This window comes from Sulfitobacter sp. 1A12779 (genome assembly GCF_043557315.1).
Lineage (GTDB): Bacteria > Pseudomonadota > Alphaproteobacteria > Rhodobacterales > Rhodobacteraceae > Sulfitobacter > Sulfitobacter faviae.
On the sequence record NZ_JBIFFU010000005.1, the window covers coordinates 35,557 to 57,419 of the forward strand.

General features: G+C 64.0%; 22 protein-coding genes. 14 read left to right on the forward strand and 8 right to left on the reverse strand.

What is annotated here, in order from left to right:
• The first annotated feature begins 1 nt into the window (after position 1).
• The 11 genes from ACGYLQ_RS07705 to ACGYLQ_RS07755 all read left to right on the forward strand — a co-directional run bounded on the left by ACGYLQ_RS07705 (position 2) and on the right by ACGYLQ_RS07755 (position 9,960).
• A complete protein-coding gene (locus ACGYLQ_RS07705; protein WP_394441757.1) occupies positions 2–880 on the forward strand; it encodes a branched-chain amino acid aminotransferase in 879 nt (292 codons plus the stop codon).
• 97 nt (positions 881–977) lie between these two features.
• Positions 978–1,436, forward strand: a complete 459-nt coding sequence (locus tag ACGYLQ_RS07710; RefSeq protein WP_040700546.1) for a universal stress protein — start codon at positions 978–980, stop codon at positions 1,434–1,436.
• Between the two features lie 113 nt (positions 1,437–1,549).
• The gene (locus tag ACGYLQ_RS07715) at positions 1,550–2,110 is read left to right on the forward strand and encodes a NifU family protein (protein ID WP_394441760.1); all 561 of its coding nucleotides are present in this window, start codon (positions 1,550–1,552) and stop codon (positions 2,108–2,110) included.
• Entirely contained in the window at positions 2,103–2,726 is a 624-nt protein-coding gene (gene tsaB, locus ACGYLQ_RS07720) for a tRNA (adenosine(37)-N6)-threonylcarbamoyltransferase complex dimerization subunit type 1 TsaB (protein ID WP_394441763.1), read from the forward strand. The genes ACGYLQ_RS07715 and tsaB overlap by 8 nt, the downstream gene beginning before the upstream one ends.
• Positions 2,723–3,178: a GNAT family N-acetyltransferase gene (locus ACGYLQ_RS07725; protein WP_394441766.1), complete on the forward strand. Its 456-nt coding sequence runs from the start codon at positions 2,723–2,725 to the stop codon at positions 3,176–3,178. Before tsaB ends, ACGYLQ_RS07725 begins: the two co-directional genes overlap by 4 nt.
• Positions 3,179–3,285: 107 nt before the next feature.
• Positions 3,286–4,287, forward strand: a complete 1,002-nt coding sequence (locus ACGYLQ_RS07730; RefSeq protein ID WP_271689361.1) for a BMP family protein — start codon at positions 3,286–3,288, stop codon at positions 4,285–4,287.
• A gap of 136 nt (positions 4,288–4,423) precedes the next feature.
• A complete protein-coding gene (locus ACGYLQ_RS07735; protein ID WP_394441768.1) occupies positions 4,424–6,025 on the forward strand; it encodes an ABC transporter ATP-binding protein in 1,602 nt (533 codons plus the stop codon).
• Position 6,026: 1 nt separating this feature from the next.
• Positions 6,027–7,163, forward strand: coding sequence for an ABC transporter permease (locus ACGYLQ_RS07740; RefSeq protein ID WP_271689359.1), 1,137 nt, complete (start codon positions 6,027–6,029; stop codon positions 7,161–7,163).
• Between the two features lie 35 nt (positions 7,164–7,198).
• Positions 7,199–8,167 (forward strand): ABC transporter permease, encoded by a 969-nt coding sequence (locus ACGYLQ_RS07745; RefSeq protein ID WP_394413137.1) that lies wholly within the window; start codon positions 7,199–7,201, stop codon positions 8,165–8,167.
• A 114-nt stretch (positions 8,168–8,281) separates the two neighbouring features.
• The gene (locus tag ACGYLQ_RS07750) at positions 8,282–9,196 is read left to right on the forward strand and encodes a sulfite exporter TauE/SafE family protein (RefSeq protein WP_067261874.1); all 915 of its coding nucleotides are present in this window, start codon (positions 8,282–8,284) and stop codon (positions 9,194–9,196) included.
• Positions 9,193–9,960: a TIGR02186 family protein gene (locus ACGYLQ_RS07755; RefSeq protein WP_271689357.1), complete on the forward strand. Its 768-nt coding sequence runs from the start codon at positions 9,193–9,195 to the stop codon at positions 9,958–9,960. The genes ACGYLQ_RS07750 and ACGYLQ_RS07755 overlap by 4 nt, the downstream gene beginning before the upstream one ends.
• On the opposite strand, the gene ACGYLQ_RS07760 is transcribed toward ACGYLQ_RS07755, so the two are convergent.
• The 5 genes from ACGYLQ_RS07760 to ACGYLQ_RS07780 form a co-directional block, all read right to left on the reverse strand.
• Positions 9,957–11,495 carry an ATP-dependent RecD-like DNA helicase gene (locus ACGYLQ_RS07760; RefSeq protein ID WP_067261876.1) on the reverse strand — a complete coding sequence of 513 codons (1,539 nt, stop codon included), beginning with the start codon at positions 11,493–11,495 and terminating at the stop codon, positions 9,957–9,959. The two genes, ACGYLQ_RS07755 and ACGYLQ_RS07760, sit on opposite strands and share 4 nt — an antisense overlap.
• An 80-nt stretch (positions 11,496–11,575) precedes the next feature.
• Positions 11,576–12,295 carry a LuxR family transcriptional regulator gene (locus ACGYLQ_RS07765; protein ID WP_067261877.1) on the reverse strand — a complete coding sequence of 240 codons (720 nt, stop codon included), beginning with the start codon at positions 12,293–12,295 and terminating at the stop codon, positions 11,576–11,578.
• Positions 12,243–12,449, reverse strand: coding sequence for a hypothetical protein (locus ACGYLQ_RS07770; protein ID WP_082851964.1), 207 nt, complete (start codon positions 12,447–12,449; stop codon positions 12,243–12,245). Before ACGYLQ_RS07770 ends, ACGYLQ_RS07765 begins: the two co-directional genes overlap by 53 nt.
• Before the next feature lie 191 nt (positions 12,450–12,640).
• Entirely contained in the window at positions 12,641–13,921 is a 1,281-nt protein-coding gene (gene ccrA / locus ACGYLQ_RS07775; protein ID WP_209217441.1) for a crotonyl-CoA carboxylase/reductase, read from the reverse strand.
• A 125-nt stretch (positions 13,922–14,046) separates the two neighbouring features.
• On the reverse strand, positions 14,047–15,444 hold the full coding sequence (locus ACGYLQ_RS07780) for a 1-acyl-sn-glycerol-3-phosphate acyltransferase (RefSeq protein WP_394441771.1): 1,398 nt from the start codon (positions 15,442–15,444) through the stop codon (positions 14,047–14,049).
• 165 nt (positions 15,445–15,609) lie between these two features.
• On the opposite strand from ACGYLQ_RS07780, the gene ACGYLQ_RS07785 reads away from it, so the two are divergent.
• From ACGYLQ_RS07785 to deoD, 3 genes are all read left to right on the forward strand, one after another.
• On the forward strand, positions 15,610–17,577 hold the full coding sequence (locus ACGYLQ_RS07785; RefSeq protein WP_394441774.1) for a methylmalonyl-CoA mutase family protein: 1,968 nt from the start codon (positions 15,610–15,612) through the stop codon (positions 17,575–17,577).
• A gap of 83 nt (positions 17,578–17,660) precedes the next feature.
• Positions 17,661–18,005, forward strand: a complete 345-nt coding sequence (locus tag ACGYLQ_RS07790; RefSeq protein ID WP_271689351.1) for an H-NS histone family protein — start codon at positions 17,661–17,663, stop codon at positions 18,003–18,005.
• Between the two features lie 199 nt (positions 18,006–18,204).
• Positions 18,205–18,909 carry a purine-nucleoside phosphorylase gene (deoD, locus tag ACGYLQ_RS07795; protein ID WP_209217445.1) on the forward strand — a complete coding sequence of 235 codons (705 nt, stop codon included), beginning with the start codon at positions 18,205–18,207 and terminating at the stop codon, positions 18,907–18,909.
• A gap of 194 nt (positions 18,910–19,103) precedes the next feature.
• Here deoD and ACGYLQ_RS07800 read toward each other — a convergent pair whose 3' ends face one another.
• From ACGYLQ_RS07800 to ACGYLQ_RS07810, 3 genes are read right to left on the reverse strand one after another with little or no spacing between them, the layout of a single operon-like run.
• Positions 19,104–20,753 carry an FAD-binding dehydrogenase gene (locus ACGYLQ_RS07800; RefSeq protein ID WP_394441777.1) on the reverse strand — a complete coding sequence of 550 codons (1,650 nt, stop codon included), beginning with the start codon at positions 20,751–20,753 and terminating at the stop codon, positions 19,104–19,106.
• Positions 20,754–20,804: 51 nt separating this feature from the next.
• Positions 20,805–21,020 carry a hypothetical protein gene (locus ACGYLQ_RS07805; protein WP_067261889.1) on the reverse strand — a complete coding sequence of 72 codons (216 nt, stop codon included), beginning with the start codon at positions 21,018–21,020 and terminating at the stop codon, positions 20,805–20,807.
• 54 nt (positions 21,021–21,074) lie between these two features.
• Positions 21,075–21,854 (reverse strand): succinate dehydrogenase iron-sulfur subunit, encoded by a 780-nt coding sequence (locus tag ACGYLQ_RS07810; RefSeq protein ID WP_067261891.1) that lies wholly within the window; start codon positions 21,852–21,854, stop codon positions 21,075–21,077.
• Positions 21,855–21,863: the final 9 nt, after the last annotated feature.

The window sequence follows — 21,863 nt, forward strand, 5'->3', positions numbered from 1 at the left end:
CATGGCCACCGGCACAGACATCAAGACCTATTTCAACGGCGCATGGCACGACGGCGATCTGCCGACCATCAAGGCCGCCGACCACGGCGCATGGCTGGGCACCACCGTTTTCGACGGGGCGCGGCTGTTCGACGGGCTTGCCCCCGATCTGGAAGCGCATTGCGCCCGGATCAACCGCTCGGCCCGCGCGCTGATGATCACCCCCACGGTCGAGACCGAGGATATGATCGAGATGTGCCGCGAAGGGTTGAAGAGCTATTCGCGCGATCAGGCGGTCTATATCCGCCCGATGTATTGGGCGCTGGCGGGCGACGAGTTGGGCATCGTGCCGCGCGAAGGCGCCACCGGCTTTGCCATCAGCCTTGAGGCCATTCCCATGGCCCCGCCCGAGGCCGCGACCACCCTCACCCGCACCCGCTTCCGCCGCCCGGTGCTGGAGGATAACGTGGTCAACGCCAAGGCGGGCTGCCTTTACCCCAACAACGCCCGCATGATGGTCGAGGCGCGGTCCAAAGGGTTTGGCAACGCACTGGTCGCCGATGCCATGGGCAATGTCGCCGAAAGCGCCAGCGCCAATGTCTTCATGGTCAAGGATGGTGAGGTTTTTACCCCCATCCCCAACGGCACCTTCCTTGCCGGGATCACCCGTGCGCGGCATATGTCGAACATGCGCGAGGCGGGGATGAAGGTGCATGAGACCGTCCTCAGCTTTGACGACTTCCATGCCGCCGATGAGGTCTTTCTGTCGGGCAATATGATGAAGGTCACGCCTGTCAGCGCCTTTGACGACACGCAATATGGCACCGGGGACAACCAGAACCCGGTCACGCGCCGGGTGCGTGAAATGTATTGGGATTGGGCCGCAAGTCAGCGCGGCTGAAGGCCCGGACGGCGGCGGCGCGCGAAAGCAATTGCCAGCGCCGCCCGCCCGCGCCATGATCGCACCGCACCGGGAGGAGGTGCGGAGAGAGGGTTTGATGCGGAAATTCCTAGTGGTGCTGGACGATAGCACCGAATGTTTGAATGCCATGCGTTTCGCCGCCCTGCGCGCGGCGCGCACGGGGGGCGGCGTGGCCGTCCTGTCGGTGATCCCACCCGAAGAGTTCAACCATTGGATCGGCGTTGGCGACCTGATGCGCGAAGAGGCACGCGAACGGATCGAGGTGCATTTCGAGGTTTTCGCCAAATGGATGCGCGACAAACAGGGCGTCGATCCTGAGTTGATCATCCGCGAGGGCGAACCGACGGATGAGATCATCCAGCAGCTGTCCGACGACCCCGATATCGGCGTTCTGGTGCTCGGCGCCAGCGGCGACCGCAAGAAAGGTCCCGGCCCGCTGGTCACGCAATTGTCGCGCTCTGCCGGTGCCCTGCCCGTGCCGATCACCATCGTGCCCGGCGATCTGAGCAAGGAACGGCTCGAAGCGATCACCTAAGCGCTCTGCCGCCCGCCCAATGCCCGGCGCCGCAATTTAGAACGGTTCTAAACCTTGACTTGCCGCCCGCGCAGGCGCATATCAGGAGCCACGCCGAAAGCGAGGTACACCCCATGTTCATCCAGACCGAATCCACTCCGAACCCCGCAACGCTCAAGTTCCTGCCGGGTCAGACCGTGCTGGAGATGGGCACCGCTGATTTCCCCTCCCCCGAAGCCGGGGCGACCTCCCCGCTGGCCCAACGGCTGTTTGCGGTCGAGGGCGTGACCGGTGTGTTCTTCGGCACCGATTTCGTCACCGTGACTAAGCAAGATGCGGTGGAATGGGACCATGTGAAACCCGCCCTTCTGGGCGCCATCATGGAGCATTTCCAGTCCGGCGAGCCGGTCATGGCCTCTGACCACCAGCCCACATCCGGCCACGCCGCGCATGAGGGCGAAGACGGCGAAATCGTCGGCCAGATCAAAGAGTTGCTCGACAGCCGCGTGCGCCCCGCCGTGGCCCAAGACGGGGGCGACATTACCTTTCACGGCTTTGAGCGCGGCGTCGTCTATCTGCACATGCAAGGCGCCTGCGCCGGTTGCCCCTCTTCGACCCTGACGTTGAAAATGGGCATCGAGAACCTGCTGCGCCACTACATCCCCGAGGTCATAGAGGTGCGCCCGGTTGCCTGAGCATGGCGCGAGCGGGCCGCTGATTCTGGCCTTTGACACATCGGCCGCGCATTGCGCGGCCGCTTTGCTGTCGGGCGATCGGATCTTGGCCTCCCGCACCGAGCCGATGACCAAGGGTCAGGCCGAGCGGATCATGGTCCTTTGCGAGGAATTGTTGAGCGAGGCCGGGCTGGCCTATGCCGACCTCACCGCGCTTGGCGTCGGCATCGGGCCGGGCAATTTCACCGGCATCCGCATCGCCGTTTCTGCCGCCCGCGGGCTGGCGCTTGGCCTTGGCATTCCGGCGGTTGGGGTCGATGCCTTCGACGCGCTGCGCGAAGGCCATGACGGTGCCTGCGCCTGTGCGGTGGATGCGCGCCGCGATCAGGTATTCCTGCAAGGCTTTGACAATCCGGCCATTTCCGCGCCCGCGCTCTATGATGCAACAGCCCTCCCGGCCTTCACCGGCCCGCTGATCGGCGCGGGCGGAGAGCCACCAGCGATGCCCGTGGCCGAAGCCATCGCCCGCATCGCCGCGCGCCGCTTTGCCAGCAATCCGCCGCGCCCCGCGCCGCTTTACCTGCGCCCCGCCGATGCCGCGCCCGCCCGCGACGCGGCACCGGTGCTGCTGCCGTGACACCGGCGGCCCTCGCCGCGCTCCACGCTGCGGCCTTCACCCAAGACAGGCCGTGGCAGGAGGCGGAATTCGCAAGCCTGCTCGACAGCCCCTTCGTGCAGCTTTTCATCCGCCCCGGCGGCTTTGCCCTGACCCGCACCATCGCGGGCGAATCCGAACTGCTGACGCTTGCCGTGGACCCTGCGCAGCAGCGCCGGGGGCTGGGCCGGGCGCTCCTGCGCGACTGGCTGGCGGCCCTGCCCGCCAACTGCGAAAGTGCCTTTCTCGAAGTCGCTGCCGATAATCTACCCGCCCGCGCGCTCTATGCGGATCAAGGCTTTGCCCAAATCGCCACCCGCCGTGCCTATTACGCGCGCAGCGGCGTCCCACCCGTGGATGCCTGCATCCTGCAACGCGTCTTGACCCATGGTCACGCTGGCGATCCGGGCGGCTTGCCCTCAAAAAGCGGTTGACCCTACCCCCCGCCTGCGCCCTAGATTATACCTGATCACATGATCCACAAACGCCGTGGCGGCAGCATCTGATTGACCGCCCGACACCACAACCCGGGAGACACCAAATGACCCTCATGACGAAATTCCTCGGCGCTGCTGCGGGCCTCGCGCTCACCGCGGGCGCGGCAGCCGCTGAACCGGCGCTGATCTTCGACCTCGGTGGTAAGTTCGACAAGAGCTTCAACGAAGCGGCCTTCAACGGTGCCTCCCGCTGGGCCGAAGAAACCGGCGGCAAATTCGCCGAGATCGAGATGCAGTCCGAAGCGCAGCGTGAGCAGGCTCTGCGCCGCTTTGCCGAATCCGGTGCCAACCCGATCATCACCATGGGCTTCGCTATGGCCGATCCGCTGGCGACCGTCGCGCCCGACTATCCCGACACCAAGTTCGCCGTGATCGACGTGAACTGGCTTGACCTGCCCAACGTGCGTCAGGTCAGCTTTGCCGAACATGAAGGCTCCTACCTCGTTGGCGTCATGGCCGCCATGGCCTCCGAGAGCGACACCGTGGGCTTCGTCGGTGGCATGGACGTGCCGCTCATCCGTCACTTCGGCTGCGGCTATGCCCAAGGCGTCAAGGCGACCAACCCCGACGCCACCGTCATCGCCAACATGACCGGCACCACCCCTGCCGCGTGGAACGACCCGGTGAAGGGCTCTGAGATCACCAAAGCGCAGATCAACCAAGGCGCTGACGTGGTCTATGCCGCGGCGGGCGGCACTGGCGTGGGCGTGCTGCAAACCGCTGCCGACGAAGGCATCCTGTCGATCGGCGTCGACAGCAACCAGAACCACCTGCACCCGGGCAAGGTCCTGACTTCCATGCTGAAACGCGTCGATGTCGCCGTCTATGACGCGATGATGGCGGGCGAAGACCTCGAAGTCGGCGAAGTCGTGACCCTGGGCCTTGCCGAAGAAGGTGTTGGCGTTGCCATCGACGAACATAACCAAGATCTCGTGACCGAAGAGATGAAGGCCGCTGTCGACGAAGCGCGCCAGAAGATCATCGACGGCGAGATCAAAGTGGTCTCCTACTACGAGAACGACAGCTGCCCGGCACTGGACTTCTGAGCCCAATTTATCCACAATCGACACCCGGGGCCGCGCCGATCATCGGCGCGGCCCCTTTTAAAACCCCACAGCGTGACCGGGGCAGCGATGGACCAACGCCAGATCAAGGGCTGCAACGCCCGCAGGACCTTTTGACATGACCGATACCGCCCCCGCGATCGAACTCAAGGGCATCTCCAAGGCCTTCGGCCCGGTACAGGCCAACAAAGATATCTCCATCCGCGTCATGCCGGGCACGATCCACGGCATCATCGGCGAGAACGGCGCCGGGAAATCGACGCTGATGTCGATCCTCTACGGCTTCTACAAGGCCGACGCGGGCGAGATCTTCATCAGTGGCCGCAAGACCGAGATCCCCGACAGCCAGGCCGCCATCGCCGCCGGCATCGGCATGGTGTTCCAGCACTTCAAGCTGGTGGAAAACTTCACCGTTCTGGAGAACATCATCCTCGGCGCCGAGGATGGCCGCCTCTTGAAGCCCTCGCTGTCGAAGGCGCGCAAGACGCTGATCGAACTGTCGAAGGACTACGGCCTCAACGTCGACCCCGACGCGCAGATTCAGGACATCGGCGTCGGCATGCAGCAGCGCGTGGAAATCCTGAAAGCGCTCTACCGGCAGGCCGATATCCTCATCCTCGACGAGCCCACGGGCGTGCTGACCCCCGCCGAGGCCGACCAGCTGTTCCGCATTCTCGGGCGTCTGCGCTCCGAGGGCAAAACCATCATCCTGATCACCCACAAGCTGCGCGAGATCATGGAGATCACCGACACCGTCTCGGTCATGCGCCGCGGCCAGATGACCGCCACCGTGAAAACCGCCGAGACTTCGCCGCAGGAACTGGCCGAGCTGATGGTCGGGCGCAAGGTGCTCTTGCGCGTCAACAAAGAGCCCGCCACCCCGGGCGAGGTGATCCTCGACATCAAGGGCCTGCGGGTGGTCGACGACAAGGGCGTCGAGCGGCTGCGCGGGATCGACCTGCAGATTCGCGCCGGCGAAGTGCTGGGCCTCGCGGGCGTTGCGGGCAACGGCCAGTCGGAACTCTTGGAAGTGCTGGGCGGCTATGCCGACGGCACCGGCAGCGTCACGCTCAACGGCACGCCGCTGGACCTCTCGGGCAAGAAGAGCGACGGCCAGTCGCGCCGCGCGCGCGGCGTGGCCCATGTGCCCGAAGACCGCCAGCGCGAAGGTCTGATCATGGATTTCCAGGCTTGGGAGAACAACGTCTTCGGCTACCACCACGACGACCGTTTCAACAGCGGCATGCTGATGGACCATGCCGCGATCCGCGCAGATGCCGAAGACAAGATGGCCCGTTTCGACGTGCGCCCGCCCGACCCGACGCTGGCCGCCAAGAATTTTTCCGGCGGCAACCAGCAGAAGATTGTTCTGGCCCGCGAGATCGAGCGCAACCCAGACCTTCTGCTCATCGGCCAGCCCACCCGCGGCGTCGACATCGGCGCGATCGAGTTCATTCACGAGCAGATCATCGCCCTGCGCGATCAGGGCAAGGCGATCCTGCTGGTCTCGGTCGAGTTGGAAGAAATCCTCGCCCTGTCGGACCGCATCGCGGTGATGTTCGACGGGCAGATCATGGGCGAACGTGCCGCCGACCAGACCGACGAAAAGGAGCTTGGGCTGCTGATGGCCGGGATCACCGATACCGAGAACGAACACAGCGTGGCCGAGGTCGAGGCCAATCTCGCCCGGGCGGGCGGCGACGCGCGCAAGGAGGTCTGAGATGGACGTGATGCCGAAATGGGCCGAGGTGATCCTCGTGCCGCTGATCTCCCTGCTGCTGGCCGCCGTGCTCTCGGCGCTGGTGATCCTGTCGATCGGCGAAGACCCGGTCGCGGCGGTGAACCTCATGGTCAAGGGTGCACTCGGCTCGACCTATGGCTGGGGCTACACGCTGTATTATGCCACCAACTTCATCTTCACCGGCCTTGCCGTCGCCGTGGCCTTCCACGCGCGCCTGTTCAACATCGGCGGTGAAGGTCAGGCGATGCTGGGCGGCCTCGGCGTGGCGCTGGCCGCGCTCTACATCCCGTGGCCGCATTGGACGCTGGCACTGATCGGTTGCGGCGTCATGGCCGGTCTTCTGGGCGCCATCTGGGCCGCGATCCCCGGCTGGTTGCAGGCCAAGCGCGGCTCGCACGTCGTGATCACCACGATCATGTTCAACTTCATTGCCGCGGCGCTGCTGAACTACGTTCTCGTCAACGTCATGCGCCCACCGGGCAGCATGGACCCGGCCAGCGCCCGCTTCCCCGAAGCCGTGCATCTGCCGACCCTGCACGAGCTGCTCGCCCCGCTGGGCATCGCTTTCTCCAAATCCGCACCCGCCAACGTCTCGCTGCTGGTGGCCGTCGGCGCCTGCGTGGCGATCTGGATGCTGATCTGGCGCACCCGTCTGGGCTATGAAATCCGCGCCTACGGCCATTCGCAGCCGGCGGCGAAATACGCCGGCATCTCGCCCGTGCGCATCACCATGATCACCATGATCATCTCGGGCGCGCTGGCGGGGCTGATGGCGATCAACAACGTCATGGGCGAAAGCGAACGTCTGGTGCTGAACGCGACCGAGGGCGCGGGCTTCATCGGCATCGCCGTGGCGCTGATGGGCCGCTCGCACCCGGTGGGCGTCTTCTTTGCCGCCCTCCTGTTCGGCTTCCTCTACCAAGGCGGCGCGGAGCTTGCGCTCTGGACCTCGATCCCGCGCGAGCTGATCGTCGTGATCCAGGCGCTCGTGATCCTCTTCACCGGCGCGCTCGACAATATGGTGCGGATGCCGCTGGAGCGTCTCTTCTTGATGTTCCGCCGCCCCGGCCCGCCCAAACCCGGCCCGCGCAGCGCCCAGTCGGAGAGCGCGGAATGAGCCCCTATACCCCCCTGAGAAAGCGGGTCTGACCTATGGACTACATCACGCTCATCCAATTGCTCGACAGCACCGTGCGGCTGGCCACGCCTCTGCTTCTGGCCTGTCTTGCCGGTCTCTTCTCCGAACGCGCGGGCGTTTTCGACATCGGGCTCGAAGGCAAGATGCTGGCCGCGGCCTTCTTCTCGGCGGCACTCGCGTCGCTCACCGGTTCGGTCTGGCTGGGTTTGGCGGCGGGCATCGCCTCCTCGCTGGCGCTCAGCGCCGTGCATGGCCTCGCCTCGATCACCTTCCGCGGCAACCAGCTGATCTCCGGCGTGGCGATCAACTTCCTCGCCGCCGGCATGACCGTGCTGATCGCCCAAGACTGGTTCGCCCAAGGGGGCCGCACCCCCTCGCTCTTTGGCGGCGCGCGGTTCGAGCCGATCACCCTGCCCTTCGCTGAGGCGATGGAGAGCGTGCCCGTCATCGGCCCGCTCTACGAAGAGCTGATCTCGGGCCATTCGATCCTCGTCTATGCCGCCTTCCTCGCCGTGCCGCTGACATGGTGGATCCTGTTCCGCACCCGCTTCGGCCTGCGCCTGCGCGCGGTGGGCGAGAACCCCGCCGCCGTCGACACCGCCGGTGTCTCGGTCGTGGGTCTGCGCTATGCCGCCGTGGCCATCGCGGGGCTGCTCTGCGGCGTGGCGGGCGCCTACCTCAGCACCGCGCTACAAGCGGGTTTCGTCAAGGACATGTCGGCAGGCCGCGGCTTCATCGCGCTGGCCGCGCTGATCTTCGCCAAGTGGCGCCCGTGGTACGCACTCTGGGCCACGCTGCTCTTCGGCCTCTTCGGCGCGCTGGAGACCCGACCGGACGTGATCCAATCGGTCATCGGCATCAAGGTGCAGGGCCAACTTCTGGGCGCCCTGCCCTATCTGATGACCGTGGTGATCCTCGCCGGTTTTGTCGGAAAAGCGATCCCGCCGCGCGCAGGTGGCGAGCCCTATGTGAAAGAACGCTGACACTTCCTTCCGGCCCTTGCACCCGAGGGCCGGATCGGCGCAACCTGTCAAAGTGGTCGCCTCACCGCGACAAGCTATGTTGAACTGCGCGGCCGTTCGGGGCTAGGAAACGTCATGCAAATCTACCTGCCCATTGCCGAAGTATCGGTCAACGCCTTCCTCCTTTTGGGGTTGGGCGGCATCGTGGGCATCCTGTCGGGCATGTTCGGCGTCGGCGGCGGGTTTCTGATCACGCCGCTGCTGTTCTTTGTCGGCATCCCGCCCGCCGTGGCGGTGGCGACCTCGACCAATCAAATCGTGGCCTCTTCCTTCTCGGCGCTTCTGGCGCATCTCAAGCGAAAGACGGTCGATTTCCGAATGGGCTGGGTGCTGCTGGCCGGGGGTCTGATCGGCTCCGGCATCGGCATGTTCATCTTCAACTACCTGAAATCGCTCGGCCAAGTCGATCTGCTGGTGACGCTTTGCTATGTCGTCTTCCTTGGTATTATCGGCGGGCTGATGTTCGTGGAATCGCTCCGCGCCATCCGCCGCACCCGCAAGGGGGGCCGGGTCAAACGCAAGAAGCACTATTGGGTGCATGGGCTGCCGTTCAAAATTCGCTTTCGGGTTTCGGGCCTTTATATCTCAGTGATCCCGCCGGTGCTGGTGGGCGCGGCGGTCGGGATGCTTTCGGCGATCATGGGCGTGGGCGGCGGTTTCATCATGGTCCCTGCAATGATCTACCTGCTTGGCATGCCGACCAAAGTGGTGATCGGCACCTCGCTTTTGCAGATCATCTTCGTCACCGGCTTTACCACCATGCTCCATGCCACCACCAACCAGACGGTCGACATCGTGCTGGCGGTGCTCCTGCTGGTGGGCGGCGTGCTCGGCGCGCAGGTGGGCACGCGGATCGGCGTGCGGATGCAGGCCGAACAGCTGCGCATCCTGCTCGCGGTGCTGGTCTTGGCGGTCTGCGGCAAGCTGGCGCTCGACCTGTTGCTGGAACCCGCGGAGCTCTATTCGCTCAGCCCGGTGGCGGCGGAATGATGCGCGCGCTGATCGCCTTTCTTGGCCTGTGTTTCACGGCCCTGACCGCCACGGCGGAAGAAGAAATCGTGCTTGGCCTCAGCCAGGCCGAAGTCTCCATCACCACCAATTTCGACGGGTCCGAGATCCTTGTCTACGGGGCCGTCAAACGCGAAACCCCGATCCCCGATGGCGCGCCGCTCGAAGTTGTCATTACCGTCTCCGGCCCCTCGGCCCCGGTCATGGTGCGCCGGAAAGAGCGACGCTTTGGCATCTGGGTGAACACCGCTGCGGTTGAGGTCGACCGCGCACCAAGCTTCTACGCCGTGGTCACCTCCGGCCCGCTGGCCGAGGTGCTCAAACGCATCGAAGACCTGCGCCACCGCATCTCCATCCCCCGCGCCATCCGGTCGGTCGGCGCCCCGATGGAGATCGCGGACCCCACCCAGTTCACCGATGCGCTGATCCGCGTGCGTAAGGATGCGAACCTGTACCAAGTCATCGAAGACGGGGTGAAGGTCGACGAACAGACCCTTTTCCGCGCCGCCGTCGCCCTGCCCGCCTCGCTCACCGAAGGGGCCTATGACACGCGGATTTTCCTCACGCGCGGCGGCGATGTGGTGGCGCAATATGAGACGATCATCGACGTGCGCAAAGTCGGGATGGAGCGTTGGCTGTTCAACCTCGCCCATCAACAGGCGTTTCTCTACGGGCTGCTGTCGCTCTTCATCGCGGTTGCCGCGGGCTGGGGCGCCTCCGCCGTCTTCGGCCTCATGCGGCGCTAAGCCGCGCCATCCTCGGTCGCCTCAAGCGTCAGCGCCGCCGCAGGCGCGGCCCGCAGATCATCCACCCGCAACGGCCCCGAAGGTTTGCTGAGCCGGTTGCGCACCACCCAGATCAGACGTTCTTGAGCGCGGGTGATGGCGACATAGGCCAGCCGCTTCCACAGCGGCTGGCCTGCCTCACTCCGCCCCATCCGTGCGGCGGCATAAAGATCGGGCGCGAAGACCTGCACGTTCTCCCACTGGCTGCCTTGGGCCTTGTGGATCGTCACCGCCGCCCCATGCAGAAAGGTCGCCCCCATGCGCGCGGCGAAGGGTATAAAGGGTTCTTCTTCGTCGGGTTTCTCGATCTTTACGATCGAGGCGGCGCTCACCTGCGGGTCTTCGGCGCCGATCACATGCAAGCGGCTGAAGCCGGGCTTGCGCCCCTCGCCCAGATAGACCACCTGCGCGCCCTTGATCAGGCCGCGCGCCTCCAGATCCAGCCGTTTCTTGCGGTGTTTCAGCGGCAGTTCGATCCCGTCGCAGATCAGCGGCTCGCCCGCCAGCAACGCATCCTCCGGCGCGCCATGCACGCTGCGGAACGCATTGATCAGCCGAATGCGCGTCGCGTTGCGCCAGACCAGCACCGGGCTGCGCGCCATGAGATCGACTTCGACACGCTGGCCCCAGACCACCCGGTCGTCCTTGCGCGCCGCGTCTTCGATCATCCGCTCAAAGTCATGAAACTCCAACTGCGGATCGGCCAGCGCATGGGCGAGATCAAGGATCGGGTTGTCGGCCTCTTGCCGGTGGATGCGGTTGAGGTTCAACACGCGCTTTTCGGGTAGTTTCTCGAAGACCATCGTGCCCGACTGCCCCACCGGTGCCAACTGCGCCGGGTCGCCGAACAAAAGCAGAGTCGGGAAAATCTCTTTCAAATCCTCGAACTGCTTGTCGTCCAGCATCGAACTTTCGTCGACAAAACCGATGTCCAATGGCTCTTCCCGCCGCTTCCAGCCAGTGATGAAATCACTGCCGCGCAGCCCCGCCGCCGCCAGCGCCCCGGGCACGGACTTGTTGTTCGCGAAAAACGCCGCCGCCCGGTCCAACGCCATTTCGCTGAGGCCCTCGATCTCGGGCTTCTCACCGTTGCCGGTCAGCCATTCGGCGATGCGCTCATACTCGGGGTGATAGACCGGCGTATAGAGAATGCGGTGGATCGTCGTCGCAGGCACCCCGCGCAAGCGCAACACGCTCGCCGCCTTATTGGTGGGCGCGAGGATCGCCAAGGTCCGCTTCTCGCGCTTCTTGCGCGATTCGTAATCGCCCGAGACGATCTCGACCCCGGCCCCTTCCAGCGCGCGGTAAAGCTCGGCCAGCAGCAGGGTCTTGCCCGATCCGGCCTTGCCGGTCACCGCCATCACCTGATCCGGCCCGCCCGCAGGCGGCATCAAAAGCGAGTCGTCCAGATCGATGCCCGCAGAGCGCAGCATATCGGCCACCTTGTCATGGGCGGCGGCTTGGTCTTCGGAATAGGTGAGCGCGGTAGATGTCATTGGGCGACCCTAAATGAGCCCCGCGCCGGGGGCCAGATGGCTTTGCCCCGCGCGCCTGTGATTCATGTGGATTATCCGCCTCAGACGACGATCAGCCCCCGGCTCAGCGCCCGGGCGACCGCATGGGTGGTGTTGGACGCCCCCAGTTTGAAGCGGGCGCTTTCCACATAGGCGCGCAGCGTATGTTCCGAGATCGACAGACGGTCGGCCACCTGCGCGCGGCTATAGCCCACCGCCAGCAGGGTCATCGCATCCACCTCACGCGGGGACAGCGCCTGCACCGCACCCGGCGCCCGCTCCGGGGCCAGCGCCAGCGCCTTTTCATTGAAGCAATGGGCCGCCCAGATCAAATCGCGCCGGTGCCGCGCGGTGAAAGCGGCCCAAACCCTATCCGTGCAACTGTGGTTCGTGGTGAAAAGCGCGAATTGCCCATGCGGCCCCCGGATCGGGACCGAGAACCCCTGATCGCCGACCCCATGGTCCAAAGCATCCCGGCGAAACTGCCGCGCGGCGCGAGAGGACCAATCGAGGTCTTTCCAATCCACCGGCTCGAACCGGCGATAGCAGCCCGCGACCACAGGATCGATGCGCAGGTAGTTATGCGCCTGATAGCGCTCAGACCAAAGCGCGCCATAGGTGCCGCAGCCATATTGCACCCCCGCCGTGTCGACCCAGTGATAGACGACATGCAGAATGCCATAGTGATCGCGCAGGTCTTTGCAGGCCTGCCCAAGGGCGGGCTGGCCATCAGCCTGCGCCAGCCTTTCCCAAATCCGTTCCAGATGCGGCTCTATCCTCATGCGTCCGGCCCATGGCCCTTTCGCGTTGCAAGGACATCTCAGCCAGAGCGATCAGCGCCGCGTCGTCCAACTGTTCCGCCGTGCGCGGCAGTTGGTTCGCCATGGCAAAAGCCCTGAGATCGGCCAAAACGTCCAATATCCAATCATCTCGCATGAGGGTCGCCCAGCTTTGGTTAATGGCAGATTAATACAACCATAGCATGTACGAAATTTTGCACCATCCGCGCTTTCTGCCCCCCCATAAATAGCGGGGTTTCGGGCGCTAAGCCTCTGTTTCGACAGGACACCACGCAAAACCCCCGCAGCCGAAGCCACGGGGGTCTCATCTTAGCCGATCCGTGTCGCTCAGTCGCGGGCGACCAGCGTGTCTTCCAACGTGCGCAGCCCGGTCGTCGGCGCTTGAACCAGTACCGACATATTCCCCGGCTTATGCTCATTACGCATCATCTTCATATGCGCCTCGGGCAGATCGGCCCAGCTAAAGACCTCGGACATGCAGGGGTCGAGCCGCCGCTCCATCATCAGCTTGTTGGCGGCACTCGCCTGTTTGAGGTGGGCAAAGTGGCTGCCCTGCAAGCGCTTCTGGTGCATCCACATGTAGCGCACGTCGAAGGTCAGGTTGAACCCGCTTGTGCCTGCGCAGATCACCACCATGCCGCCCTTTTTGACCACGAAAGTGGAGACCGGGAAGGTCGCCTCGCCGGGGTGCTCAAAGACCATGTCAACGTTCACGCCCTTGCCAGTGATGTCCCAGATCGCCTTGCCGAATTTGCGCGCTTCCTTGAACCACTCCGCATATTCCGGCGTGTTCACGGTGGGCAGTTGGCCCCAGCAGTTGAAGTCCTTGCGGTTCAGCACGCCTTTCGCACCCAGATCCATCACGAACTGGCGCTTGCTCTCGTCGCTAATCACGCCGATCGCATTGGCGCCCGCAGTGTTGATAAGCTGGATCGCATAGGAGCCGAGGCCACCGGAGGCGCCCCAGACCAACACGTTCTGGCCGGGCTTCAGGTCATGCGGCTCATGGCCAAAGAGCATCCGGTAAGCGGTCGCCAGCGTCAGCGTGTAGCAGGCGCTTTCCTCCCATGTCAGGTGCTTGGGGCGCGGCATCAGCTGCTGGCTCTGCACCCGGGTGAACTGCGCAAAAGAGCCGTCGGGCGTCTCATAGCCCCAGATCCGCTGGCTGGGAGAATACATCGGGTCGCCGCCGTTGCATTCCTCGTCGTCGCCGTCGTCTTGGTTGCAGTGGATCACCACCTCGTCGCCGACTTTCCAGCGGGTCACCTTGTCACCCACCGCCCAGACGATGCCCGAGGCATCGGAGCCCGCGATGTGGTAAGGCTCGCCATGGCCGTCGAAGGGGCTGATCGGCACGCCGCGCGCGGCCCAGACACCGTTGTAGTTGATGCCCGCCGCCATCACGAGGACCAGCACGTCTTGGCTGTCGAGCTTAGGCACGTCGACCACCTCTTGCAGCATCGCGCTGTCCGGGTCGCCGTGCCGTTCGCGGCGGATCGCCCAAGCATACATCTGTTTCGGGACATGCCCCATCGGGGGCATCTCGCCCACTTCATAGAGGTCCTTTTGCGGGGCGTCATATTCGGCGTGTTTCGTATCCAGTGCCATGTGGGCCTCCTGCCGGTGATCGGTGTCTACAAGGTCTGTGCCGCACCGCAGAATCGCGGCGGCTCCCTTTCGGGATATGATCCGCCGCGCAACAATGCAACCCCTAGATGCCGCAGTTTGTAATTTTATGACCCAGCAGTCGCAGAAATTTCTGCCGCAGGTGCAGCATCCTCCGAGGGGAAATGTGCAATGGAATTAGCGTAGAAGGCCAAAACAGGCCCCTGCCCCTCGACGATCTCCAGCCCCTCTGGGCCTTCGGAAATGACGCCACGTTTCTCAAGCCGCGCGACTGCGCGGGCGACCCGTTCGGGCAGGACGTCCGGCTTCGGCACCCGATTGCGCGGTGGCATCTGCTCCAAAGTGGCAGCCACTTCGGCCAGCAGATCGGCCTCCTTCATCGGGCGGGCGGCCTGCAACATCACCCGCGCGATCAGCGGCACGGTCAGCACCGGCATCGCCTGCGCGATCCGGCCCATCAACATCTCGGACAACTCCGAGACCGGCACCCCGGCCCCGGTGCGACGCAGCGACAGCGGATCGCCAAAGGTCACCGCCGCCGTGCCAAAACGCGTGTCGCGCCCGCGCAGCCGCCGCCACATCTTGCGCATCACGAAGCCCACAACCACCGTGATCCGCGCCCCGAAACGCCGGTCCCCGCGCTGCCCGGCGGCGATCAACACGCGGTCTTCCAGCACCCGGTCATAGTTAATCGCCACGGGCACGAAAATGATGTCGCGCGCGCCCTCGGGGTCGAAGCCATCCACGACATAGGACAGGAGCCCGACCTTCGGCGGCTGCAAGGCCCCGGTCAGGCTCAAGCCGCCCTCGGGGTAGAAGGCCTGCGTCACCCCGCCCGTCGTGGCCATCTGCACATAGCGCGCCAAGACCTTGCGATAGAGCGCCCCGCGCGACCGGCGGCGGATGAAGTAGGCCCCCATGGAGCGGATCAGCGTGCTCAGCGGCCAAACCCGCGCCCATTCCCCCACCGCATAGCTCAGCGCCGAAGACCGCGCGGCGAGGTAGGTTACCAGCATATAATCCATGTTCGACCGGTGGTTCATGATGAAGACAACCGTGGCATCCCGCGGCAGCGCGGCGAATGTCGTCTCGTTACTCACCGCCGTCTCGACCCGGTAGACCGTATTGGTCAACAACCGCGCCAAACGGATGCCGAAACTGAAATAGGCAAAGGCCGAAAACCGCGGCACGATCTCGCGCGCATATTCCCGCGCCTTTTGAAAGGCCACGTTTTCCGGCACGCCGTTGCTGCGGGCATAGTTGACGATCTCTTGGCTGACCTCCGGATCATAGATCAACCGCTGAATCATGTCGTGCCGCCGCGCCAGTTTGAAGGGCTCGATGGGCCGCGTCAGCCGCTTGTTCAACCGCGCCACCGCCCGCTCAAGCCGCCGGCGAAAGAACCAACGCACCGAAGGCAGCAGAAAATGGCTCAGCGCCGTGACGGCTGCGAAAACCACGATGAGGATGAACAGCCAAAGGGGCAATTGCACAGTCTGCGTCATGGCTTAACCCTTACAGCGCGGGGGCGAGAGGACAATATTTATCTGTTTCCCGCCCGCCCAAACGGCCCAAGTGATGCCGCAACGCAGCGAATTGACAGAGGCATATTATTTCCCCTATCAACGTCATGACGCAACTTTATTGCCACCCAGATTCAAGAGGCCACGATGACCCAACCGCAGAAAGACCGCCCCTGGCTCATTCGCACCTATGCGGGCCATTCCACCGCCGCCGCGTCCAACGCGCTTTACCGCTCGAACCTTGAGCGCGGGCAGACCGGGCTTTCCGTGGCCTTCGACCTGCCCACCCAAACCGGCTATGACAGCGACCATGTGCTTAGCCGCGGCGAGGTGGGCAAGGTGGGCGTGCCCGTCAATCACCTCGGCGATATGCGCGCGCTGTTTGATGGCATCCCGCTGGAACAGATGAACACCTCGATGACGATCAACGCCACCGCCCCATGGCTGCTGGCGCTCTACATCGCGGTGGCCGCGGAACAGGGCGCGGATGTCTCCAAGCTGCAAGGCACAGTGCAAAACGACCTGATCAAGGAATACCTCAGCCGCGGCACCTATATCTGCCCGCCCGCGCCATCGCTCAAGATGATCGCGGATGTGGCCGAATTCTGCTATACGAATGTGCCGAAATGGAACCCGATGAACGTCTGTTCCTACCACCTGCAAGAGGCGGGCGCGACGCCGGAACAGGAATTGGCCTTCGCGCTGGCCACCGCCACCGCCGTGCTCGACGCGCTGAAACCCCGCGTCCCGGCAGAGGATTTTCCGAAATTGGTGGGCCGCATTTCCTTCTTCGTGAACGCAGGCATCCGTTTCGTCACCGAAATGTGCAAAATGCGCGCCTTTGTAGACCTTTGGGACGAGATTTGCCGCGAGCGCTATGGCGTCGAAGACCCCAAATTCCGTCGCTTCCGCTACGGGGTGCAGGTCAATTCACTGGGGCTGACCGAACAACAGCCCGAGAATAACGTCTACCGTATTCTCATCGAAATGCTGGCCGTGACCCTGTCGAAAAAAGCCCGCGCCCGCGCCGTGCAATTGCCCGCATGGAACGAAGCTCTCGGCCTGCCCCGCCCCTGGGATCAACAATGGTCGATGCGGATGCAGCAGATCATGGCCCATGAAACGGACCTTTTGGAATTCGACGATCTATTCGACGGCAACCCAGCAGTCGATGCCAAGGTCGAATTGCTGAAAGAAGGGGCGCGGGCCGAATTGGCGAATCTCGACGGTATGGGCGGCGCGATTTCCGCGATCGATTACATGAAAGGACGTTTGGTCGAAAGCAATGCCGACCGGCTGCGCCGCATCGAAAGCGGCGAAACCGTCGTGGTGGGCGTCAACAAATGGCAGCAAGGCGCGCCCTCGCCCCTGATGACCGGCGCGGGCGATATCATGCAATCCGACCCCGGCGCCGAGGCCGACCAGCTCGCCCGGCTCGACGCTTGGCGCAGCGCCCGCGACGCGGGTGCCGTGAAACAGGCGCTGGCCGATCTGCGCGCAGCGGCGCAGGCGGGCGAGAATATCATGCCCGCCTCCATCGCCGCCGCGAAAGCCGGGGTGACCACCGGCGAATGGGCCGCGCAGATGCGCGCCGTTCACGGGGAATATCGTGGCCCCACAGGGATTTCCGCAGGCCAATCCAACAAGACCGAAGGTCTGGACGACCTGCGCGACGCGGTAGACGCGGTCAGCGACAAATTGGGCCGCAGGCTGAAATTCCTCGTCGGCAAACCAGGGCTCGACGGCCACTCAAACGGGGCCGAGCAGATCGCCGTCCGCGCCCGCGATTGCGGCATGGATATCAGCTATGAAGGCATCCGTCTGACCCCTGCGGAGATCGTCGAAGCAGCACAAACGGAAGCCGCCCATGTGGTCGGCCTGTCGATCCTCTCGGGCTCTCACGTGCCCTTGGTCGAAGACTTGATGAAACGCATGGCCGAGGCCGGGTTGACCCATATTCCCGTCATCGTCGGCGGCATCATTCCCGAGGCCGACGCCACCCGTTTGCGCGCCGCCGGGGTGGCGCAGGTCTATACGCCGAAGGACTTCGAATTGAACGTCATCATGCAGGATATTATTACGCTTGCCGATCCCAAATCGGTGGCGGCGGAATAGGCTGACACAAAATACATCGTGCAATTAACTTATTGCCTCTATAATTCCCTCTACCAGCACAATCTGGAAAGGAAATATCAGATATGGAAAAAGACCTGAAATCCATGAGCCGCAAGGAACTGGAGAAACTTCTGTCGGATGTCAAAAAGGCATTGCAGGCCGCACAGGCGCGCGAACGCCGCGCCGCACGCAAGGCCGCGCAAAAGGCAGCGGCGGAATATGGCTTTTCCCTGAATGAGTTAGCTGATGAGGCCCCCGCGCCCAAGAAGGCCAAGAAGCCGCGCAAAGCGCCTGCCGGTCCGAAATCGAAGCCTCAGTTCGCCAATCCGGAGAACCCGTCCCAGACTTGGACCGGAAAAGGCCGCCAGCCGAATTGGTTCCGCGCCCAAGTAGAGAATGGTGCCGATCCGGAAACGATGCGGGTTTAATACTTCCCGAAATACGGGAATTTCGCGCCGGTTGAATAGCAATTCACCGGCGCTTTTTTATTGCTAACGGAAATGTGAATTCGATAGTCACCGCCCGCACGGCGCCGAGCGGAAGTTTACGTCACGCCCCCTGCCCAACCGCGGCCCTTGTGAAGCCCGCCTTGCGCGGGCAAAATGCGCCAAACATCAGGAGACAGAAATGACCGTCCATATTGGCGCAAAACCCGGCGATATCGCCGAAACCGTATTGATGCCCGGCGACCCCTACCGCGCGAAATGGGCGGCGGAGACCTTTCTCGAAGGGGCCGAACTGGTCAACGAAGTGCGCGGTATGCTCGGCTTTACCGGCACATGGCGCGGCAACCGGGTGACGATCCAAGGCTCGGGTATGGGCATGCCGTCGCTGTCGATCTACGCCAATGAGTTGATGACCGAATATGGCGCGCAGACCCTGATCCGCATCGGCTCTTGCGGGGGGATGCAATCCCATGTCGGCATCCGTGACGTGATCATCGCCATGACGGCGAGCACGATCACCTCGCCCTCCTCCGGCATTTTCCGCGAATTGAACTACGCCCCCTGCGCCGATTACGGCCTTTTGAGCGCCGCTGTGGCTGCCGCCGAAAAGCTGGAGGCCAAGACCCATGTGGGCGGGATCTATTCCTCGGATGTTTTCTATGCGGAGCGCCCCGATCTCGATGAGCAGATGGTGCGCCATGGCATCCTCGGTGTCGAGATGGAAGCGGCGGAGCTTTACACGCTGGCCGCGCGGCACAAGCGGCGTGCCTTGGCGGTGCTGACGGTGAGCGATCATTTGCAGACCGGCGAGGCGTTGCCGTCGGAGGATCGCGAAAAGAGTTTTGGCGATATGGTCGAGATTGCGCTGGAGGCGGCTTTCGCCTGAGTGCGGCGCCTGCTGAGAGAGCGGGATTGGTATTTGAAAAAGGATGAAGGGGCGCGGCGGGGGTCGCGCCTTTTTTCGTGGCTTGGCAGGTGGTGTGAGCGAGGGGGGGGGTGCTTCGTTGGTTGGCGCTCGCGTGTGGGGAGAGTGCGGAAGGTATTTGGGAAAGGATGAAGGGAGGGGGTGTGGCGCGTCTTTCAGGCGTGTTGACCGGCGAGGCGGCCGGAGTAGAGGCAGCCGCCCAAGAAGGTGCCTTCGAGGGCGTTGTAGCCGTGGTAGCCGCCACCGCCGAAGCCGCAGACCTCTCCGGCGGCGAAGAGGCCGGGGAGGATGGTGCCCGCAGGCGTGAGCACGCGGCCTTGGGGGTCGCTGTGTAATCCGCCGAGCGATTTGCGGGTGAGGATGTTCAGGCGCACCGCGATGAGCGGGCCGTTGGCCGGATCGAGGATGGCGTGGGGTTTGGCGGTGCGGATCAGACGGTCGCCACGGTAGTTGCGGGCGCCGCGGATCGCGGTGATCTGAGCGTCTTTGGCGAAGGAATTGCCCAATTGGCCGTCGCGGGCTGCGATTTGGGCGCGGATGTGCTCTAGGGCGACGGGGGTCTCGGGTGTGAGGGCGTTCATGCGATTGACGAGGGTTTCCAGATCCTCCGCGACGATGAAATCCGCGCCTTTTTCTTTGAAGGCCTCGACTGCGGCAGTTGCCCCCTTGCCGAGCCGTGCATTCAGGACTTCGCCCCATTTGCCGGAGGTGAGATCGGGGTTCTGTTCGGATCCCGAGAGGGCGAATTCCTTTTCGATGATCTTTTGCGTCAGGATGAACCAGCTGTGCTCGCCTGCTTGCAGGATGCGTTTGAGAGTCGAGAGTGTGTCGAAGCCGGGCAAGCAGGGCGCCTCCATCCGGTCGCCGCGCGCGTCGAACCACATGGACGAGGGGCCGGGCAGGATGCGGATGCCGTGGTTGGGCCAGATCGGGTTCCAGTTCTGAACGCCTTCGCAGTAGTGCCACATGCGGTCTTCGTTAATGAGCCCCGCCCCGGCGTCGGCGGCGATGGCGTGCATCTTGCCGTCGACGTAGTCGGGCACGCCGCTGACCATCTGGCGCGGCGCGGGGCCGAGGCGGTCTTTGGGCCAGTGTTGCCGCACCAGATCGTGGTTGGCGCCGATACCGCCGGTGGTGAGGATGACGGCCTCGGCGGTATGCTCAAAGTCGCCGGTGACATTTCGCGATGTGCTCTGACCGCGCGGGGCGTCGCTGTTTTCCAGAACCTCGCCCGCCACGCCGGTGACCGCGCCATCCGTCGTGACCAGCCCTGTGACGCGGTGGCGGAAGGCAAGGCGCAGCCTGCCCGCTGACGCGTAGTCCTGCATCAGCCGCGCGAAGGGGGCGACGACGCCGGTGCCGGTGCCCCAAGTGATATGAAAGCGCGGAACAGAGTTGCCGTGGCCATGGGCCCCTGCGCCGCCGCGCTCGGCCCAGCCGACGACCGGAAACCAGCGCAGACCGATCTGGTGCAGCCAGCCCCGCATGTCGCCTGCTGCCCAGTCGATGAACCCTTCGGCGAGTTTGCGGGGGTTGGCGTCTTCTGCCCGGTCGAACTGCGCCGAGCTCATCCAGTCGCGATAGGCGAGCTCCGCGCTGTCGCGGATGCCCATGCGGCGCTGTTCGGGCGTGTCGACCATGAAGAGACCGCCGAGCGACCAGAACGCCTGCCCGCCGAGGCTTTGCGGGCCTTCTTGGTCCATGAGCAGCACCCGGCGGCCGCGTAGCACGGCCTCATGGGCGGCGACCATGCCGGCCAGACCCGCCCCCACGACGATCACATCTGCTTTGAAACGCTCACCCATTGCTGCCTCCCCTTTCCCGCAAGCTTGCGGTGGGCTGGGGGCAAAAGCAAGTCACAGACGCGGGGTGTCGAGCCCTTTGAGGCAGCGGTCGGGTGGGCCTTCGCTGCGGTAGGCTTCGGCCCCACAGGCGACACAGTGGTATTTGCGCAGCGCGCCCTTGTCCCCCGCCCGGTCTTCGCGCCAGCGGCAGTCACGCGTGGGCGCGTTGCGACGGGCAAAGATCAGCACGATCACAAAAACGATAACGATGACAAAGGGCAGGATCATGGGAAAAACCAAAGGCCCGGCGCTTGGCCGGGCCTTCCTGTCGGATTGGATGGATTAGACGGTGCGCTCGACCATCAGTTTCTTGATATTGGCAATCGCCGCCGCCGGGTTCAGCCCCTTGGGGCAGGTCTTGGCGCAGTTCATAATCGTGTGGCAGCGGTAGAGCTTGAAGGGGTCTTCGAGGTCATCCAGACGCTCGCCCGTCGCCTCGTCCCGGCTGTCGATGATCCAGCGGTAGGCGTGCAGCAGGGCCGCTGGCCCGAGGTAGCGGTCGCCGTTCCACCAGTAGCTGGGGCAGGAAGTCGAGCAGCAGGCGCACATGATGCACTCGTACAGACCGTCCAGCTTGGCGCGGTCGTCGATCGACTGTTTCCACTCCTTGCGCGGCTCGGGCGTATCAGTCTCCAGCCACGGTTGGATGCTGGCGTGCTGAGCGTAGAAATGCGTGAGATCGGGGATCAGGTCCTTGACCACCGGCATATGCGGCAGCGGGTAGATTTTGACCACGCCGTTGATCTCTTCCATGCCGTAGGTGCAGGCCAGCGTGTTGATCCCGTCGATGTTCATCGCACAAGAGCCGCAGATGCCCTCGCGGCAGGAGCGACGGAAGGTCAGCGTCGGGTCGATCTCGTTCTTGATCTTGATCAGCGCGTCGAGAATCATCGGCCCACAATCGTCCATATCGACGAAATAGGTGTCGAGCGCCGGGTTCTTCCCGTCGTCGGGGTTCCAGCGATAGATGTGGAACTCGCGCAGGTTGGTCGCCCCTTCGGGCTTGGGCCATGTCTTCCCGCTGGTCATGCGGGAGTTTTTCGGAAGCGTCAGTTGAACCATTATGCGTCT